This is a genomic window from Lacinutrix mariniflava (genome assembly GCF_001418015.1).
GTDB classification, from domain to species: domain Bacteria; phylum Bacteroidota; class Bacteroidia; order Flavobacteriales; family Flavobacteriaceae; genus Lacinutrix; species Lacinutrix mariniflava.
In genome coordinates this window covers 483,302-503,602 of the sequence record NZ_LIQG01000026.1, presented here as the reverse complement: position 1 = coordinate 503,602, position 20,301 = coordinate 483,302, and the positions used below count along the sequence as shown (strand labels likewise).

Sequence of the window (20,301 nt, the reverse complement as noted above, 5' to 3'; positions counted from 1 at the left end):
TTTATATATAAGTGTCTCGATATTTTTTTATTTAAATTCTTACGTAGTTAAAAAATAAATACTGTAACATTTTTATAAAACAGTCAACTAATAAAAAAACAAACAACCATGATTTTAACAACAACAAACTCTATAGAAGGATTTAGAATAATTGAATACAAAGGCATTGTTACAGGTGTAAGTGTAAATGTTAGAAAAGCATCGTTTAGCTTTAAAATGGAGAAATATTACGAATCTGTAGAAGTAACAATGAATGAAGCTCAAGAGCAAGCATTTCAAAAATTAAGTGATAATGCAGCAAAATTAAATGCAAATGCTGTTGTGGGTATTAGGCTAGATTTAGAAACAAATTCTAATTCAGGAATGACTATGGTATCTGTTACAGGAACAGCTGTACACGTAGTTTCCGAAAAATAATTTTTACAAACTGTAACACTTCTAGTTTTTTGTACTCTTTAAAGAAACACTATTTACAATGAAAAAATTTGCATCAGTATTATTCCTTTTTATAACAATTTCTGTATTTTCTCAAGATCCAAAAGAGATAAATGTAGGCGATTTTACAACGGTTAAAGTTTTCGATTTAATCCATATAAGTTTGGTTAAATCTGAAGAAAATAAAGTTATTGTGTCTGGTCAAGATGCAGACGACGTAGAAATAATAAATAAAGATGGTATATTAAAAGTACGCATGAATTTAGAACGTACTTTCGATGGTACTAAAACATTTGTTGCAGTACATTATAAAACACTAGAAGTTATAGATGGTAATGAAGGCGCTAAAATTTTTGGTAACGAGTTAATAGTACAAGATAAAATAGAACTTCGTGCTCAAGAAGGTGCTATTTTAAAAATAGGATTAGACGTTAAAAAATTAGAAGTAAGAGCTGTTTCTGGTGGTATTATTGAAACCAAAGGAAAAGCCAAATCTCAAGACATTACAATTAATACAGGCGGCATTTACGAAGGTCGCGAGTTTATAACTGAAAATACTAAAGTTAAAGTAAGCGCTGGAGGAGAAGCAGAGGTTAATGCAAGTGAATCAGTAAATGCTAAAATAACTGCTGGAGGAGATATTTATATTTTCGGAGATCCTAAAAATGTAAAGAAGAAAAAAACTTTTGGTGGTAGAATTAAGATGAAAGACTAGAGTTTAAGAATTATATTATTATAAGAGCTTCAGATTTATCTGAAGCTTTTTTTTATATAAACTTATCTCTAGCACACTAAAAACAGTTAATCCTTTACTTTAACCACATAATTTCTTTACTTTGTATTAACACTTACATAGTTTTTTATGATAGAAGATATTCAGGCAGCAATACCATTAGGCTTTTTTTTAGCTTTCATGATTGGTCCTGTGTTTTTTGTACTTATTGAAACTAGTGTAATAAAAGGTTTTAGAGCAGCATTAGCTTTCGATTTAGGTGTTATTGTTGCAGATATATTATTTATCGGTATCGCGTATTTTTCAAGTTTTCAATTATTAGAAAATTTAAGTAACCAACCAGGACTTTATGTTTTTGGTGGTACTATTTTAGCTGTTTATGGTTTTATTATCTACTTTAAAAAGCAAAAAAAGGAAGCGATACAAACCATGAAAATAGTGATTCCTAAAACCAACTATTTCAAATTATTTATAAAAGGTTTCTTTCTTAACTTTATTAACATTGGAGTTTTAGTTTTTTGGTTAGGTATTATTATAGTTGTTGGACCTAATTTAGATAACGATCCTAATAGATTTATACTCTTTTTTGGTGCTATGATTGGGGCTTATTTTGTAACAGATATTATTAAAATTCTATTAGCAAAACAATTAAAAAATAAGTTAACACCTCAAGCTATTATTAAGGTAAAACGTTTTTTAGGACTTATTCTTGTAGTTTGTGGAACGGTACTTATAATAAAAGGTTTTCTTCCAAAAGATAAACTTAATCCTCAAGAAATTTTCGAGCAAATAGAAGAGAATACGCACTAATAATTACCATATAATTCATGGAATCTCAAGAAAAGATTAGACTTAAATACTGCAATAAGTGCATTAATAAAAAAGTAGATGATCGTTTTGGTATTTTATGTGGTTTAACAAATCAAAAACCACATTTTAAATACACTTGTAAAGATTTTGTTAAAGGGAAACCTAAACAAAATTTTACTACTACTAATACTTCTACTAAGCCTCAAGAACGCCCAATAGCGAAACCTAAACAAGTTTACACTAAACCAATTACAGCCAAAACAAAAAGTAAAAGTCCATTCTGGATTGGAGGTTCTATTGTGTTAACGGTTATTATTTTTATTTTTAAAATAGGACGTACTGTTTCTAGTTTAGGTAATGATAATTCAAGTACTCCTCAATACGAACACGATTATATTAGAGAATTACAGAAAGCGCAAGAAAGACGTAATAAGATACCAACTATAAATTACTTAAGCCATAACAATAGTACAGCAGAGTTTTCAAGAAAAATGGAAACAGATACGGTTTTAGTTTTAAATCCAAAAGTTACATTAAGACTACCGAGACGGTTTCAATTAACGATTTATAATGAGGATAGCGAACTCCCAATAAAAGCAACGTCTAGAGGTTATTATTTTATTTATAATAAATTAAAAATAGATAAAAATCAAGACCAGTTGCAACAATGGAAAACACTTAGAAATCAACTTATTAATAACTATCCTGGAAGTACATTAATAATAAAAAAACCATTAACAGTCAATACAGCTACAAACGATTTAGATAGAATAAATTTTGAAATAAAAAACAATTCTAAAAGAAATGTAATAGGTACTGCCAGAATAGTAGATTATAAAAGCGAACGTTACTTTTTTCAGCTAGTATCAGACGCTTCAAATGCAGATCATACTATTACTAACAAGTATTTAAGGTATTACGTAAAGGTTAAATAATTTTTTTTAAGATTTTATTTTTCAATAGTTTAGTAAAAAAAATGAAAATTTTAAGTTTAACATCAATAATTGTTTTGTCTTTATTTTTTGGTTGCTCACAAAATGAGACAGAAAGTAATGCATCAATAAATTCTAATACTACAACACCATCACCAACAACTCAAAGTAATCTTCCCGGAGAAAACTTTAATTTAGAGACGCTACAAATAGAAACCAGTTGGAACACACCAGACAGATCTACAGTGTCTGAAACAGCTTCTACTTTTAACCCAACCGCTTTTTTCTATATGGAAAATAATAATATGGTATTTGAAAGTAAAGAAAGTGATGGTAAAAGAACAGAACTTAAAGAAGCACCAGGTCAAGAAAAAGCACTTAGTATTTATAAAAAACTAGAGTATACTGCAATGGTAGATTTAATTCCAGAAAATGGTGTTACTATCGCACAAGTTCATAATAGAGGTAATGGCGTACAGAGACCGTTAGTACGTGTTTATATAGACAACGATCTTAAAATTAAATTTAAATTATCAAATAACCCAGTGGGCACTTCTACTTATACAACTATTATTGGACCAGATTATATTGAAGGTTCTATATTCGATGTCGCTGTTTTAATTCAAAATGGAGTTGCTGAGTTTTCTGTAGTAACAACAAATGGTACACAAAGCCATACTTTTACGCCATCTAGTAATTGGTACTCCTATTCGTCATCGTATTATTTAAAAGCTGGAGTTTATACAGAAGGAAATGATACAAGACCAAAAATTAGTTTTAGTGATTTTGTGTTGACTAAATAAACATAGGTTTAGGATGCTGTAATATTTAATAAAAGAAGAGTTACTTTTTAAAGTAACTCTTCTTTTATACTTATAGTAGATTATAACTAGTGAATGACATTACTTTTAATTTTTCAAAAATTTGAAATAAAATAACCTACAATTGGCGTTGAAGGTTTCTTTGACGCTTCTATCAGATTCGAACTGCTACATAACATTACTATAAATTTTCATAAAATTTAAGACATAAAAAAAGAGCTACTATAGATAGTAACTCTTCTTTTGAGGCTTCTATTAGATTCGAACTGCTACATAACATTACTATAAATTTTCATAAAATTTAAGACATAAAAAAAGAGCTACTATAGATAGTAACTCTTCTTTTGAGGTGTCGAGCAGATTCGAACTGCTGTAGATGGTGTTGCAGACCACTGCCTAGCCACTCGGCCACGACACCCTAATTAGGACAGCAAATATAAAAATATTTACCATTCTAAACTATATCAATTAACTTTTTCTTTTTTCAGTCAATTCAATAGTTACCATTTCAACGTCTCCACTAATAGGTGGATTAATTTTACTTACAGCAACTGTTGCGATACTAACTCGTTTAGATTCAGATAAGATACGTCTTAAAATACGCTTTGCAACATGCTCTAAAAGTGCACTTGGAGTTGCCATTTCTTCTGCTACAATTTTATTTAAAAAAACGTAATCTACAGTATCATTTAGTTCATCTGTACTTGCACTTTTTTCTAAATCGGCTTTTACTTTTAAATCTACGCGGTAATCACTACCAATAGCTGTTTCTTCTTTTAAACAACCATGATTAGCATGTATACGGATATTTTCAACTTTAATTATTCCCATTTTCTTTATTTTGAATGGCAAATGTACTTAAAAAAGAGGCTTTAAATAATTATAAATGACTTCCAATTTATTTCAGAATAAAATTAACTAATTTTACAATCTATTTTTAAGTTGATTTAATAGCATAAAATCAACAGAATTAAAGAATAAACTTATGTCTACAGAAACAAAATCGCTCAATTTTTTAGAGCACATTATAGAAGAAGATTTAGCAAACGGATTATCTCAAGATAAATTACGTTTTCGTTTTCCACCAGAACCAAATGGTTATTTACACATTGGTCATACAAAAGCTATTGGAATTAGTTTTGGTTTAGGTGAAAAATATAATGCGCCTGTAAACCTTCGTTTCGATGATACAAATCCTGCAAAAGAAGAGCAAGAATATGTAGATGCTATAAAAGAAGATGTGTCTTGGTTAGGTTATAAATGGGCAGAAGAGCGTTATTCTTCAGATTATTTTCAAGAACTATACGATTGGGCAATTTTACTTATAAAAGATGGAAAAGCTTATATAGATTCTCAGTCTAGCGAAGCTATGGCAGAGCAAAAAGGAACACCTACACAACCCGGAGTAGATGGACCGTATAGAAATAGAACAGTAGAAGAAAATCTTGCCATTTTTGCTAAAATGAAAGCAGGAGAATGCAACGAAGGCGAACATATTTTACGTGCTAAAATAGACATGCAACATGTAAATATGTTAATGCGAGATCCAATTATGTATCGTGTATTAAAAAAAGACCATCATCGTACAGGAAGCGATTGGTGTATTTACCCAATGTACGACTGGACACATGGAGAAAGTGATTATATAGAACAAGTGTCGCATTCATTATGCTCACTTGAATTTAAGCCTCACAGAGAGCTTTACGACTGGTTTAAGGAGCAAGTGTATGGCTTTGCAGAAAACAAGTACCCAATGCAACCTAAACAGCGTGAGTTTGCACGTTTAAATCTTACTTATACTATTATGAGTAAACGTAAGTTGCTTAAATTAGTAGAAGATGGTGTAGTTTCTGGATGGAATGATCCAAGAATGCCAACCATTTCTGGTTTACGTAGACGTGGTTATACACCACAATCGATTCGAAAATTTGTTGAAACTGTTGGTGTTGCTAAGCGCGAAAACCTAATCGATGTATCGCTTTTAGAATTTTGTATTCGTGAAGATTTAAATAAAAAAGCAGACCGAGTAATGGCTGTTTTAAATCCTATAAAAGTTGTTATTACTAACTATCCTGAAGATAAGGAAGAATGGCTTGAAGCCGAAAATAATCAGGAAGATGAGACTGCAGGTTCTAGAAAAGTACCTTTTTCTCGCGAATTATACATTGAGAAAGAGGATTTTAAAGAAAAAGCAAGCAGCCAATTTTTTAGATTAAAATTAGGCGGAGAAGTTAGATTGAAGAACGCTTACATTATTAAAGCAGATAGTGTAGTAAAAGATGCTCAAGGTAATGTAACCGAAATTCACTGTACTTATTCTGAGGATACCGAAAAGAAAGTAAAAGGAACCTTACATTGGGTTTCTATAAAGCATGCTATTAAGGCAGAAGTTCGTGAATATGATAGATTATTTACAGACGAAGCACCAGACAGTCATGGAGATAAAGATTTTATGGAATTTATTAATAAGAATTCTTTAAAAACAATTGAAGCTTTTGTAGAACCAAGTTTAGCTGAAGCTAAAATAGGAGCACAGTTTCAGTTTCAACGTTTAGGTTATTTTAATGTAGATAACGATGCTACTAAAGACAATTTAGTGTTTAATAAAACGGTTGGTTTACGTGATTCTTGGGCAAAGGTAAAGCCTAAAACAGCGAATGATAATCAACAAAAGCAAGCACAACCAAACAAACGTTCTGCAATAGACCAAATTAAATCTTATGGTAAGAAGTACGATCGTATGAAAGACGATCAACGTGAAAAAGCGAAAGCTGAAATTCAAGAATTAGCTAAAAGCGTATCTTACGAAGATTTAGAATCTTTATTTGGTACAGCCGTTAAAAAAGCAGGAACGCGTATAATTACAATAATAAGTTTGGGTGTTTTACTAAATAACGGATTAGAAAAAAATGATGCTATAAACGATTTTATTTCTAAGGCTTTAGAAGATAAAAACGATTTATTAGTAGAAGAAGCTAATGCAATTGCATAACTTTTTCCTGCAGATTTAAAAACAAACACTGCACTTATAAATTACTTTGTTAAGTACTTTTTATATAGGGTATATTGATTTTCTTAACTGTTATAATGTTAACTATTAATAGCGACATAATTTATGATATATTCTATAGAGGTAGTAGTGGTAATTTTAATACTTATTTTATTATTTGTTTTAATTAAGAAAACAAATTCTAATTTCAACACTCTAAACGAGAACAATAAGACCTTAAATGAAAATATAAAGGTATTAAACAAGAAGATTATTAAGCTCACAGAAATGGTGTCTTCTACTGGAAATACGGCACCTATTGTTCAGGCTAAAATAGAGCCATCAAAAGAAGTTGTACCAATTCCAATACCAGAGCCTATTGTTCCAATAATTCCAGAAATTGTATCTAAGCCAATTCCAGAATCAATTCCAGAACCGGTTAAAGAAACTATTAACAAAACTATAAAGGAGGAACCTAAACAGGTTATTGAAACTAAAGCAGCAGATACTACTAAAACGTATACTATAGAAAAGAAATCTATTGTAGACAGTACAACTAAAGAAGAAGAGACTTTTAAACCCGACAGTAAACCACTATGGGAACGTTTTAAAGAAAAAAACCCAGATTTAGAGAAGTTTATAGGTGAGAATCTTATTAATAAACTTGGTATATTAATTCTTGTTTTAGGTATAAGTTATTTTGTAAAATTTGCAATTGATAAAAATTGGATAAACGAGCCAGCGAGAGTAGGAATAGGTGTTTTATGTGGTTCTTTAGTCATGTTAATTGCTAGTAAATTACGAAAAAAATATGCAGCATTTAGTTCCGTTTTAGTGGCAGGAGCTATTGCTATTTTCTACTTTACAATAGCTATAGCTTTTCATGAATACAAGCTCTTTAATCAAGAAGTAGCATTTGCTATTATGGTTATTATTACCATTTTTAGTTGCTTAGTATCTTTATCTTATAACAGAATAGAGCTTGCTGTATTATCACTTATTGGTGGTTTTGCAGTACCTTTTATGATAAGTACAGGCTCAGGTAACTATATCGTGCTCTTTACATATATTATTATCTTAAACATTGGGATAACACTTTTAGCGTTCTATAAAAAATGGAGTTTAGTAAACATACTGGCATTTATTTTTACAGTAATTTTATTTGGAGGTTGGTTTATACAAGACAACCAAAGCGAAGCACCTCATTATTTAGGTGGCTTACTATTTGCTTTTGCTTTTTACATCATATTTGTAATTACAAATGTTGTAAACAACCTAAGAACTAAAACTATTTTCACAAAAGCGCAATTAACAATGTTATTTGCAGCGACAGCTTTCTTTTTTACTGTAGGTATGGTAACATTAAACAATTATCATCCAGAATTTAAAGGATTATTTACAGCAGGTTTAGCGGTACTTAATTTAGTTCTAGCTTGGTTCTTATATAAAAAATTTAGCCTTGATAAGGTCGCTGTTTATATGTTAATAGGTATAACATTAACGTTTATTACGTTGGCAATCCCTATTCAGTTTGAAGGCAACTTTATTACATTATTTTGGGCTGCAGAAGCTGTTTTACTAATGTGGTTAGCTAAAAAATCAACTATAAAAAGCTATCGTTTTGCTTCTGTAATTGTTCATGGTTTGGCTATTATAAGTCTTGGTATCGATTGGGTACAAAAATACAATGATGAAGCGGTTTTAAATATAGTACTAAACCCAATTTTTGGAACTGGACTTTTTGTAGTAGCCTCTTTATTTGCTGTTTTCTTTTTACTTAAAAACGAAACATTACGTTTACCTTTCTTTGAGACGGAATTTAATGCTGTTAATTATCGTAAATTCACTTTTGTTGGAGGAATTATTCTTTTATACATAGTTGGTATGTTAGAAGTAAGTTTCCAATCTGTATATTATATAGATAACTGGGATTCTGCTTTAGCAATACCAGTTATATACCATTTATTATTTACGGCTGTTATAGCCTTTATTTTATTCAGAAGAAAAAAACAATACAATTTAGAGATTGCAAATATAATTGCATGTGTAAATATTGTTCTTTTTGCCTTTGTATTTTTAAGTTTACCTTTCTTAGAAAACAGAGCATATGTAGATGGAACAAGTGTTTATAGAATAGCTTTTAATTTGCATTATGTTATGCTTGCTATAACAGTATTTTTTAGTGTTATTGTATATAAATCTAATAAAGAAAAACCTGTTTTTGGAATTTTTAATAATAAAATATTTATTTGGGTTGCTGCTTTTGTATTAGTACTTATTGCTAGCAAAGAAGTATTACTACATGGTTTAAAATTATTAACAGAACCCGTATTATCTCAAGATGTATCTTCTTACAAACAAATAAGTTTAGCCACTCAAAAAGTAATTAAAACAGCATTTCCTGTACTTTGGGGAATATTAGCTTTTATATTTTTAATCTTTGGTATTAAAAAACAAATTAAAAGCATAAGAATTATTGCTTTAGTGCTTTTAGGAATAACGATAGTAAAGTTATTTACTTACGATATTAATAATATTTCTGAAACAGGTAAAATAGTTGCTTTTATACTACTTGGTGTTTTAATCTTGATTATTTCGTTTGTATACCAAAAGATAAAAGTATTGGTTAGTGATGATCCTAAAGAGGACATAAAAGAGGAAACTAAAGAAGCTATAAATGAAGATACTGAACAAACAGATTAAACTTTTACTAGCATTAGCATTTGTTAATGTAGCGATTGCGCAAAACACTACAGGAACAATTGAAATTGCTAAGGAAGATGGCTTATATGAAATAAGTTTACCAAACAAAATCCGTTCATTTTCTAATAGAGATCTAAGCGATTTTAGAATACTGGATAGTAAAGGTAAAGAGGTCGCTTATTTTGTTCGAGAGAAAAGAAGTAGTGTAAGAACGAGTTCTTATGCAAAGTTCGAAATCCATTCAAACAAAGTAATTACCAATAAAAAGACCTCTATTATTTTTAAGAATCCATATAAAGTAATAGAAGAAATTATTTTAACTACGGCTAATTATTCGGGTTCAAAAAATTATAAAATTTTAGGAAGTAACCATCTTAAACAGTGGTATGGTGTTTTAAATAATGGATATTTATCTAATATAAACGCTGTAAATAACACGAGTATAGATAACGTTATTTCGTTTCCTAAATGTAATTACAAGTACCTTAAAATTGAATTTAATGATGTAAACTCATTACCAATTAATGTTTTACAAATTGGAAATTTAGATAGCGCTATTACCAATAGAGAATTGCAAAACGTTGCTGTTAAGTCTATGACCACTGTAGAGTTGGTTGAGGAGAAGAGAACACAAATTCATATAACATTTGAAAATAAAGAAGTAATAAATCAACTTCATTTTAAAGTTGTTGCTCCAGAGTTTTTTAATCGAAATGTTATTATTTATAAGAAAGCTTCACGAAAAATAAAGAACAAAGAAGAGGTTTATAATAAACGTTTAACGAATGTTCGGTTTAATTCAGATTTGGACACTAATTTTACAATACCAGAAATTTTTGAAGATGATATCTATATTGAAGTTGAAAACAAAGACAGTAATAGCTTAAGTTTTGCTGGTATTAACTTTTATCAAAAACCATTATATGTAATTTCATCGTTAAAAGCTAATGAAAAATATACCGTACAAACAGGACGTAAAACAATGGATGCTCCAGAGTACGACCTTTCTTTTTTTAAACATAATATTTCCGAAAACTTACCACGATTAGAGATTTCAAACGTTCTTAAGGAAGAAGTAAAGCAAACAGTAGCAAAAGAACAATCTTTCTGGCAACAACCGTGGTTTATGTGGGTTTGTATTGTGCTAACAGGATTAATTATAATATACTTTTCTTCTAGTCTAGTAAAGGATTTAAAAAAACAATAAACGTAATTTAGAACGTATTAAATGTTGAAAAAAATAAAAATAGTAATTCTCCTTGTTTTTGCTAGTATTCAACACATAACAGCACAAGAGTATCCTGTTATATCAGATATGGTAACTGATAACGCTGCTATTTTTAGTGTAGATGAAGCACAATATTTAAGGCAAAAACTTACAGCTTACGAGGCTAAAACATCTCATGAAATAGTTATTTTAACTATAGATAGATTAAATGGGAATAGCATTGAAAGTTATGCATATTCCGTATTTAATCAAGAAGGAAACAGCTTTGGTAAGAAAGAGATTGATAATGGGCTTTTAATTTTAATCTCTCGCAACGATAGAAAGGTTAGAATTGAGGTTGGTAATGGTTTAGAACCCATAGTTACAGATGCTTTGGCTTCTAGAATTATAAGAAATATTATAACTCCAAATTTTAAAGAGAGCAATTATTTTAATGGTATTGATGTTGCAACATCACAGTTGATTAGACTTATAGATAATCCGCGTTACGAACAAGAATTTTCTAATTATTATCCCGAAGTAGAAGAAACTTCTTCTAGTGAAGTAAGTAATGTTACTAAATTCTTTGTTTCTTTATTTCTAACAGTTGTATATTTTTTATTAGGATTTTATGGCTATAACAAACTTGTTGTTAAAAAGGGTAAACGAAAAATTAAAATAAAGCAATTATATCAAGATCATAAAACTAAGTTTCTTATCTATTTAGGATTAGGATTTTGTGTCATCCTGTATTTCTACACCTTTTCCGTTTCATTACTTTTAGGTTTAATATTTGTTGGTTTTTTATCCGTTTTCGTTGCAGTTGGTGTGTTAGTGATATTAAAAATGGCCTTTAAATTTGCGATTAGTGTTTTTACTAATTTATTTACTGGTAAGCTAGGTATCTTAAATTTTCTGTTTGTTTTTCCTTTTACACTTTTTCCATTTTTTGGTGGTTTTGCTTTTACTTTAATGCCTCTTTTTTTTATGGGTGTAGCTGGAATTCAACTTTTTTTTAATAATGATATTAATGCTATTATGTCCAGCCTAACACCGTTGTATTTTTTAGGGTTTATTATAGTTATCTATATAGTGGTTTATATAATCTCTATTTGGATCGCTATTAAAGATATTAGGGGCAGTCAGAAACTTACCTTCGGTTTTTCATTCTTTAAAATGGCAGGAAGTTTGTCTGGTTTAGGAGGTGGAGGTTCTTCTAGAGGTTATTCATCTTCAGGATCTTCAAGTTATTCGTCTTCATCATCTTCAAGTAGTAGTTATTCTGGAGGAGGAGGAAGTTCTAGTGGAGGTGGAGCTAGCGGTAGTTGGTAGACGTATTCTACTTTTTCGTATATTTAAAGCAACTAACTAATACATTACTAAATATGGAATTTAATTTTTTAGCAATAGCCGTAGCTGCTATAGCACCTATTATTCTTGGATTTTTATGGTATAATCCTAAGCTTTTTGGAAACGCTTGGATGCGCGAAGCAGAAATGACACCCGAAAAAATGAAAGGCGGAAACATGGCTTTAATTTTTGGTCTTACTTTGTTACTCTCTTTTGTTTTAGCATTCTTTTTACAAAGCTTAACAACGCACCAAATGGGAGCATATAGTTTAGCGCAAGGAGAATTGGGAGAAACTATAAACTATAAAGCGTTTATGGAAGAGTATAAAAACGAATTTAGAACTTTTGGACATGGTGCTTTACATGGTGTTTTAGCAGGAGTATTTTTATTCTTTCCAGTAATTGCAATTAATGGAATGTTTGAGCGTAAAAGTTGGAAATACATTTTTATAAACTCAGGTTATTGGATTGTTTCTTTAGCAATTATGGGAGCAATTGTTTGTGGTTGGAGATAATATTGTAATTTTATAAAATATTAAATGAGACTGATGGATTTACCATCAGTTTTTTTATGGACAAACTACACATTAAAATATACAATAAAGTTAAAGAGCTACCAGAGTCTTGGAATGCTTTACCTACTAATGATGTGTTTTTAAAAACAGCATTTTTAAGCGCCTTAGAGCAATCTTCGCCTAAAAACATTACTTCACAGTATCTTGGTGTTTTTAAGGAAGAAGAGCTCGTTGGAATAGCTATAATACAACGTGTAGAGATGTATCTTGAAGATATTTTTAGAAATGCTAACGATAAACTAATCACCAGAAAATCTAAACAGCTTATATCTAAAATAGTAAAAGGTAACACCTTAGTTATTGGTAACATTATGCATACTGGACAACATGGTTTGTTTTTTAAAAGTGAAGCCATAAGTTATAAACAATACCTAGAGCAGTTATCTATTGCAATTAAAACCATAACAGTAGATTTAAAAGAGAAGCAGAGTAAGAAAGTAAGACTAATTGCCTTTAAAGACTATTTTCAAGAAGATACAATTCATAATAATCAACCCTTTTTTAAATCTAATAAACTATACAAAGTAGAAGTGCAGCCCAATATGGTTTTTAATATTCCAGAATCTTGGAATGCTTTAGAAGATTATACTGCTGCTTTTACCAAAAAATATCGCGATCGTTTTAAATCGGCTAGAAAAAAAGGAAAAGGAATAGTAAAAAGAGAATTAACGGCTGAAGATTTAAATACTTTAGAGTCAGAAATATTTCAATTGTATAAAAATGTATCTGATAATGCACGTGTAAATTCTTTCATTTTAAACAAAAATCACTTTAAACTTTTAAAAGGAGAACTTAAAGATAACTTTAAAGTTTTCGGTTATTTTATAGATGAAGTACTCGTGGGTTTCTTCACCTTAATAATTAATAACCAAGCGCTAGAAACTTACTTTTTAGGCTATAATCCAGAGTTTCAATATAAGCATCAATTATATTTAAATATGCTGTACGATATGGCGCAGTTTGCAATAGAGAACAATGTTAAAGCTATTATATATGCAAGAACAGCAATGGAGATTAAAAGCTCTGTAGGAGCAAAACCCAAAGCTATGTTTATATACATGAAACATACTAATTTTATAGCAAACTCCGTACTTCAAATAATTTTTAAGTATCTAAATCCAGTCACAAAATGGGTAGAGAGACATCCTTTTAAATAATATATTTAGTAATTATATTTTTAAAAAGTAGGGTAATCATATTTTAGATTGTCTTACTACTTTAAACTACTAAATATAAATATCATGACTACAAATAACAGAAAGCAATTAGGAAGAGGATTAACATTATTAGCATTAATTATTTTCGGATTTGGATTTTACTCAATTAAACCGGATCCAAAAGTAGATACCACGCTAGAAACCGAAAAACAACTTGTTTTAAAGGAGTTACAGCACATGCATAAAGCATACGATTGGGCTATTATTGAAACTGAAGAAAAGGATGTAAAGCTTGAAGCTGCTAAATTAGAAATAGAAAATTTAATAGATTCTATAAAAGTTATAGAACCAACCTACAAAGCTTTAATCCAACTTAAAAGGAGACAATTAGAACTTGATAGCGAGTTTAAAAACTTAATAAGAGAGAATAAAGAATTAAAACAAGATAACAGCTTACTAGTAAAAGCGATTACTAAACGTAGGAAACAATTATCGAATTCTAAAGAAATAAATACTGCGCTTACTAAAGAAAAAGAGGTTTTAGCTGAAGAGAAGGAAGGTTTAACTAAAAAGATAGAAGAAGCTAATTTTTTAAATTTATTCGATTTAAGAATAGAAGGTATTAAAGAAAAGTCTTCAGGAAAAGAGGTTTTAACAGTAAAATCTAGACGTGTAGATAAATTTAAAATTTGCTATTCTATAGCTAAAAATACTTTAATTAAAGAAACTAATAAGGCATTATACATTCAAATATTAGATCCAAATAATACTGTAATTGTATCTAAAGATCAAGCTTTAATAATAGAGAATAACGATAATGAGTATTCTTATAAAACAACATTTCTGTATAAAAATGAAAATTTAAAGGTTTGCGATTATTTTACTTTTAATAAAAATAACGATATAGAAAAAGGAACTTATACTGTTAATATTTTTGATGGAGATTTATTAGTGACTACCTCTAAAATAACTTTAGAATAGTAGAGATATTATACTAATACAATAGAAGTTAAATTAATTATATTTTTTTAAATACTGAAATTCAAGGTATTAATGATTAATTTTTAAGTATTAATTAACAGCTAAAACTTTATTTGAAGGCATTTTTTTTATAAATTAAGTAGAAATATTTAAATTATGAAAAACAGAGAACTGCTTACTAAAATTAGTACGATAACAAGAGAGATTGAAACTAAATTTCCTGAAGTTTACGAACATTTAGATGAAATTCCTCAAACCATTCCATCAAAGGAAAACCCGGAAGTAGAAAAACAAGATCTAGAAAACTATTTAGATAGTTTACAAACCATATTAGATAAAGCAAAAAAAAACCAGAAGTAGTTACTTCTGGTTTTTTTATAAAGCTTATTTAAGCTAGAGTTATCTTATTCTTTATCTAACTTATTATTCTCTTTATTAAGCTTAGCCTCTTTCATGGCTTCACCAATTTCGTTACTAGCAGCAAAACTAGCAACCATATCGTTTAACATATTACTTCCTGCTTGAGGTGTATTAGGTAATAAAATTAAGTTACTATTAGTTGCGCTACCAATAGCTTGTAAAGTATCATAATGTTGTGTAACTACAATTAAAGCAGAAGCTTCTTGAGAGTTAATACCAACTTTATTAAGCACTTCTACAGATTCTTCTAAACCACGTGCAATTTCACGACGTTGGTCTGCAATACCTTGTCCTTGTAAACGTTTACTTTCTGCTTCAGCTTTTGCTCTTTCAACAATTAAAATTCTTGCAGCATCACCTTCATATTGTGCAGCAGTTTTTTCTCTATCTGCAGCATTAATTCTGTTCATTGCCTCCTTTACTTGTGCATCTGGATCGATATCTGTAACTAAGGTTTTAATAATATCGTAACCATAGTCAGACATTGCTTCGTTAAGTTCAGATTTTACTGCAATGGCAACATCATCTTTACGTAAAAACACATCATCAAGTATCATTTTTGGTACTTCTGCACGTACAACATCAAATACATAAGAGGTAATTTGATCATGCGGATAATCTAATTTGTAAAAAGCATCCTCAACTTTATCTCTAATAACTTTGTATTGTACAGAAACTTTTAAACGTACAAATACATCATCTTTAGTTTTTGTTTCTACAATAACATCTAATTGTTGAATTTTTAAACTTAAACGCCCTGAAATTTTATCTACAATCGGAATTTTAAATTGTAATCCAGATTGACGAATACTAAGAAATTTACCAAAACGCTCTACAATAGCTGCAGTTTGTTGTTTTACAGTAAATATTCCCGAAATTAAAATGATAAGACCGAAAAGTATAATCGGAATAAGAATAATTTTTCCCATAACAGTTTTTTAAATGGTTAGATAAAAGCCAAGCTTTCAGCTTTTAAGGTTTATAAAAATTGAAATACTAAATTAAGTTATATTTGCTCGTAAACACCCAAATTAAAGATGAAAAGAATACAACTTTCCTTATTAGTAGCACTTATGCTATGTTTCGTTACAAAAAGTTTTGCGCAACATAAAAATTATGACATTAAAAACGGCTTCGGTTTGTTTGGTGGCTTAACGCAATTTGATATTATTACAGATAATTTTCAAACCACAAAAGGTGATGGATGGATTGGAGGAATGAGCGCTACCGTAGACATTCCGCACAAATGGTACAACGCAAGTTATGGTATGCAACTTTCAGAGAATACTATTGGAATTTCTGGACGCACAAGCAATACAGACTTATCTACAAAAGAATTGGAATACAAGGTTTTTACTGCACAACTTGCCTTTTTGTGGCATGCTAAATTAGCCGGAAGCTACCTAACGTTAGATTTTGGACCAATGTTACAATACAACAGTGATCTTGAGTTAAAAGACGACCAACAAGAAAATTTTATAATTTCTAATTACAATGCTTTAACAGCTAACGATATTACAGATATCTCAAACTTTAATGTAAATGGAGCAATAGGCTTAACCGCAGGATTTAGTATAATTAAGTTTAAAGCCCAATATATTTATGGTTTCTTAAACACCTTAAATGCTCTAAATTCTAATAATGATTTAGACTTATTAGGAAGTGATAAGAAGTTTAATGGTAACCAGTCTATGCTTACTTTCTCTGCCATGATTACGTTTTAATAAAATGTAACTAACTTGCAAATAGTATTTTATATAAATAATTCAAGTTTTTTAAAATGAAGAATAAATTACTTTTTACCGTATTTACACTTTTAAGTTGTGTTACAATTTTAGCACAAAGTGAAAAAGAAACCATTGCGAGGAATTGGTTAGAAAATAATAAGCACGAATTAAATATTCAAGATAATCATACGTTGGATATGCAATTTAGCAGAGCTGGTTTGTCTGGTGAAACATTTCGTTTTTATCAAATGATGAATGGAGTGCAGGTTTTCAATGCTGAGGTTACTGTTCATGTTTCAAATAATAAAAAAGTGTCTTATCATGCGAGTACTTATGATGCTTCTATTGAAACAATTAATATAACACCAAGTCTTTCAGAACAGCAAGCGTTCGATATTGCTTTAATAAACCTAAATGCTGGAGTTGTTGATTTTGAGAATAGAGAACTTTTTATTTATAATAAAACAGGAACCACTGTTTTAGCTTATGTTATAACAATAGAACCAAAGGAAACACCATTAGGAAGTTGGGAAGTTGTGGTAAACGCGCAAACAGGAGAAATACTAAGTGTAATTGATAGATCTCATAGTTATAATGACAAAAAAGATAAAAAGAAAGAAAGAGCTATTGAAACAAACAGTATAATGTTGATTAATGGTAGTGGTTTTGTTTACGAAACAGATCCATTAACAGCAACTACAAGTGCTTATGGCGGGCAATATATAGATGGCAATGATGCGACAAATGCAGCTTTAGATGCTGCTAGAACATCTGTAACATTGTTAGATATTACTCAAACAGGAGGACAGTTTTTTTTAACTGGCCCTTTTGCAGAAATTGTTGATTTCGAGTCGCCATCTAAAGGCCTTTTTAGCCAGTCTTCAAGTACATTTAATTTCAATAGACAGCAAGATGGTTTTGAGGCTGTTAATGTGTATTATCATATTGATAAAAGCATGCGATATATTAATAATACATTAGGGATCGGTTTAATGCCAAATGCATACAATACAGGTGTTAGAGCTGATCCATCAGGGCAGAATGGTGCTGATAACTCTCGATATTTTCAAGGTTCAGAGAGATTAACTTTTGGTGAAGGTTGTGTTGACGACGGAGAAGATGCCGATGTAATTTTACACGAATTAGGTCACGGTTTACACGATTGGATTACTAATGGAGGTTTATCTCAAGTAAACGGTTTAAGTGAAGGTAGTGGAGATTATTGGGCTAACTCTTATAAAAGAAGTTTAGGACAATGGTCTGCTAGTGATGCTGCTAGAAATTGGGTTTTTGGATGGGATGGACACAACGCTTGTTGGCCAGGAAGAACAACTGTTTATACTGGACAATATCCAACAAATTTAACAGGGCAAATTCACACAGATGGACAAATGTGGGCAACGACATTAATGGAAATTTGGGAAGATATAGGTCGTGAAAAAACAGATAAAGCTTTTTTAGAAGGTCTTGGTATGACTAATAGCGGAACCAACCAACAAAACGCTGCCATTGCAGTAAGACAAGCGGCAATAGATATGGGAACTGCTCATGGTTATACTTGTGACGATATTCTAGCAATAACAAATAGGTTTACTGCCCAAGGTTATAATTTACCTGCTTACACCTGTAGTTTAAGTGTAGATGAGTTTGCTGTAAATACTATTTCAATATTTCCAAATCCTACAAAAGGCGTAATAACTTTTAAGAATATAAAAGAAGACTATAGCGTTGGTGTTTTTAATATGTTAGGTCAAAAAGTAAAAGACCAAACAATAAATACAACAGCTAATACAATGGATGTTTCTAATCTTTCTACAGGAACTTATTTTATTAAGTTTAATGGAGTAAATGCTGTATTAAAATTTATTAAAGAGTAAATATTAGATTTTGTAAAAAGAAAAAGCGAGCCATTTGGCTCGCTTTTTTTATACAATATATTTCTGTTTTTTATAAAACTGAAATCACTTTCTCAATACGCTTCACCGTTTCAGCTTTACCAATCATGTACATAATATCAAAAACATCTGGACCTTGTAAAGCGCCAACTAAAGCTAAACGTAAAGGCATCATTACTTTTCCAAAACCAATATCGTTTCCAGTAATCCAACCTTTTATTTCTGTTTGAAGTGTTTCTACTTCAAAATCTTCAATAGCAGACACTATCGACACTAATTGCGTCATTAAGTCTTTAGTTTCGTCTTTAAATGCTTTTTTAGAGGCCTTTTCGTCAAAGCTTTCTGGAGCAACAAAGAAGAAGCTACTTAAATCCCAAAAGTCGTTTACAAACGTTGCACGCTCTTTTACTAAAGCTACAACCATTGCAATATAACTTGTATCAATACTTTTTAATTCAGAACGGTTTGCTTGAAAAGCTTCAGCCAATTCATCATCACTTTGCTCTTGCATATAATGGTGGTTAAACCATTTTATTTTATCTGGACTAAATTTTCCTCCAGATTTACTCACATTTTTTAAATCGAAAGCTTCAATAAGCTCATCTAAGTTAAAAATCTCTTGTTCTGTACCAGGATTCCATCCTAAAAAGGCTAAGAAATTAATAACAGCATCTGCAAAATAACCTTCTTCTTTATAACCTTTAGAGACGTCTCCATCTGGAGAAGTATATTCTAATGGAAATACAGGAAAGCCTAATTTATCTCCATCACGCTTACTTAATTTTCCTTTTCCTGTTGGTTTTAATATTAATGGTAAATGTGCAAATTCTGGTGCTTCCCAACCAAATGCAGTATACAATTGCATGTGTAATGCTAAAGAAGGTAACCATTCTTCACCACGAATAACATGAGAGATTTCCATTAAATGATCATCTACAATATTTGCTAAATGGTACGTTGGCATACCATCACTTTTAAACAAAACTTTATCGTCTAAAACATTAGTATCTATTTTAATATCTCCTCGAATAATATCTTTAAGCCGTAATGTTTGGTCTTGAGGCGATTTAAAACGAATAACATAATCGTCTCCATTATCTAATTTAGCCTGTACTTCTTCAGCAGAAAGCGATAAAGAGTTACTAAGCTCTAAACGGTTGTGCCAATTATAAATAAAAGTCTGTTTGTTTGCTTCGTATTCTTTTCTTTTAGCATCTAAAGTTTCAGCAGTATCAAAAGCATAATAAGCATTGTCGCTAACAATTAATTGTTCAGCATATTGCTTATATAAATGCTTACGTTCACTTTGTTTGTAAGGTCCAAATTTTTCATTTTTACCTGGTCCTTCATCAAAAGGAATATTACACCAGTTTAAAGCATCTACTATATATTTTTCGGCACCTTCAACATAACGGTTTTGGTCTGTATCTTCAATACGTAACACAAAAGTTCCGTTGTGTTTTTTAGCGAATAAATAGTTAAAAAGAGCAGTTCTTACTCCTCCAATATGTAGAGGTCCTGTTGGACTTGGTGCGAAACGCACACGAACGTTTTTAGACATTTTGT

General features: G+C 30.2%; 18 protein-coding genes and 1 tRNA gene. 15 read left to right on the top strand and 4 right to left on the bottom strand.

The features are described 5' to 3' along the window. The first annotated feature begins 108 nt into the window (after positions 1-108). From ASC44_RS09210 to ASC44_RS09190, 5 genes are all read left to right on the top strand, one after another. On the top strand, positions 109-417 hold the full coding sequence (locus tag ASC44_RS09210) for a heavy metal-binding domain-containing protein (RefSeq protein ID WP_055447309.1): 309 nt from the start codon (positions 109-111) through the stop codon (positions 415-417). A 58-nt stretch (positions 418-475) separates the two neighbouring features. After that, positions 476-1,150, top strand: a complete 675-nt coding sequence (locus tag ASC44_RS09205) for a head GIN domain-containing protein (protein ID WP_055447308.1) — start codon at positions 476-478, stop codon at positions 1,148-1,150. 147 nt (positions 1,151-1,297) lie between these two features. Continuing rightward, positions 1,298-1,978 (top strand): LysE family translocator, encoded by a 681-nt coding sequence (locus tag ASC44_RS09200; protein ID WP_055447307.1) that lies wholly within the window; start codon positions 1,298-1,300, stop codon positions 1,976-1,978. Between the two features lie 17 nt (positions 1,979-1,995). Continuing rightward, on the top strand, positions 1,996-2,913 hold the full coding sequence (locus ASC44_RS09195) for a hypothetical protein (protein ID WP_055447306.1): 918 nt from the start codon (positions 1,996-1,998) through the stop codon (positions 2,911-2,913). A gap of 41 nt (positions 2,914-2,954) precedes the next feature. After that, positions 2,955-3,713 carry a polysaccharide lyase family 7 protein gene (locus ASC44_RS09190; protein WP_055447305.1) on the top strand — a complete coding sequence of 253 codons (759 nt, stop codon included), beginning with the start codon at positions 2,955-2,957 and terminating at the stop codon, positions 3,711-3,713. A gap of 365 nt (positions 3,714-4,078) precedes the next feature. Here the strand turns inward: ASC44_RS09190 and ASC44_RS09185 are convergent. Together ASC44_RS09185 and folB are read right to left on the bottom strand one after the other, a co-directional pair. After that, positions 4,079-4,149 (bottom strand) — tRNA-Cys (locus ASC44_RS09185). A gap of 50 nt (positions 4,150-4,199) precedes the next feature. Beyond that, positions 4,200-4,562, bottom strand: coding sequence for a dihydroneopterin aldolase (folB, locus tag ASC44_RS09180; RefSeq protein WP_055447304.1), 363 nt, complete (start codon positions 4,560-4,562; stop codon positions 4,200-4,202). A gap of 154 nt (positions 4,563-4,716) precedes the next feature. On the opposite strand from folB, the gene ASC44_RS09175 reads away from it, so the two are divergent. The 8 genes from ASC44_RS09175 to ASC44_RS09140 all read left to right on the top strand — a co-directional run bounded on the left by ASC44_RS09175 (position 4,717) and on the right by ASC44_RS09140 (position 15,053). Continuing rightward, positions 4,717-6,723 carry a glutamine--tRNA ligase/YqeY domain fusion protein gene (locus ASC44_RS09175; protein ID WP_055447303.1) on the top strand — a complete coding sequence of 669 codons (2,007 nt, stop codon included), beginning with the start codon at positions 4,717-4,719 and terminating at the stop codon, positions 6,721-6,723. A gap of 123 nt (positions 6,724-6,846) precedes the next feature. Then, complete coding sequence (locus ASC44_RS09170; RefSeq protein ID WP_083476271.1) at positions 6,847-9,423, top strand: DUF2339 domain-containing protein; 2,577 nt, start codon at positions 6,847-6,849, stop codon at positions 9,421-9,423. After that, on the top strand, positions 9,398-10,630 hold the full coding sequence (locus ASC44_RS09165) for a hypothetical protein (RefSeq protein WP_055447302.1): 1,233 nt from the start codon (positions 9,398-9,400) through the stop codon (positions 10,628-10,630). Before ASC44_RS09170 ends, ASC44_RS09165 begins: the two co-directional genes overlap by 26 nt. A gap of 21 nt (positions 10,631-10,651) precedes the next feature. Next, positions 10,652-11,962 carry a TPM domain-containing protein gene (locus ASC44_RS18190; protein WP_055447301.1) on the top strand — a complete coding sequence of 437 codons (1,311 nt, stop codon included), beginning with the start codon at positions 10,652-10,654 and terminating at the stop codon, positions 11,960-11,962. A gap of 53 nt (positions 11,963-12,015) precedes the next feature. Then, a complete protein-coding gene (locus tag ASC44_RS09155; RefSeq protein WP_055447300.1) occupies positions 12,016-12,495 on the top strand; it encodes a DUF1761 domain-containing protein in 480 nt (159 codons plus the stop codon). A gap of 56 nt (positions 12,496-12,551) precedes the next feature. Continuing rightward, complete coding sequence (locus ASC44_RS09150; protein WP_055447299.1) at positions 12,552-13,712, top strand: GNAT family N-acetyltransferase; 1,161 nt, start codon at positions 12,552-12,554, stop codon at positions 13,710-13,712. Positions 13,713-13,796: 84 nt separating this feature from the next. Further along, entirely contained in the window at positions 13,797-14,693 is an 897-nt protein-coding gene (locus ASC44_RS09145; RefSeq protein WP_055447298.1) for a hypothetical protein, read from the top strand. 156 nt (positions 14,694-14,849) lie between these two features. Then, entirely contained in the window at positions 14,850-15,053 is a 204-nt protein-coding gene (locus ASC44_RS09140; RefSeq protein WP_055447297.1) for a hypothetical protein, read from the top strand. A 44-nt stretch (positions 15,054-15,097) separates the two neighbouring features. On the opposite strand, the gene ASC44_RS09135 is transcribed toward ASC44_RS09140, so the two are convergent. Continuing rightward, complete coding sequence (locus ASC44_RS09135; RefSeq protein WP_055447296.1) at positions 15,098-16,042, bottom strand: SPFH domain-containing protein; 945 nt, start codon at positions 16,040-16,042, stop codon at positions 15,098-15,100. Positions 16,043-16,150: 108 nt separating this feature from the next. Between ASC44_RS09135 and ASC44_RS09130 the strand changes: the two genes are divergently transcribed. Then, positions 16,151-16,837 (top strand): hypothetical protein, encoded by a 687-nt coding sequence (locus tag ASC44_RS09130; RefSeq protein ID WP_055447295.1) that lies wholly within the window; start codon positions 16,151-16,153, stop codon positions 16,835-16,837. 56 nt (positions 16,838-16,893) lie between these two features. Continuing rightward, the gene (locus tag ASC44_RS09125; RefSeq protein WP_055447294.1) at positions 16,894-18,717 is read left to right on the top strand and encodes a T9SS type A sorting domain-containing protein; all 1,824 of its coding nucleotides are present in this window, start codon (positions 16,894-16,896) and stop codon (positions 18,715-18,717) included. A 70-nt stretch (positions 18,718-18,787) separates the two neighbouring features. Here ASC44_RS09125 and gltX read toward each other — a convergent pair whose 3' ends face one another. Next, a complete protein-coding gene (gene gltX / locus ASC44_RS09120; RefSeq protein ID WP_055447293.1) occupies positions 18,788-20,296 on the bottom strand; it encodes a glutamate--tRNA ligase in 1,509 nt (502 codons plus the stop codon). Positions 20,297-20,301: the final 5 nt, after the last annotated feature.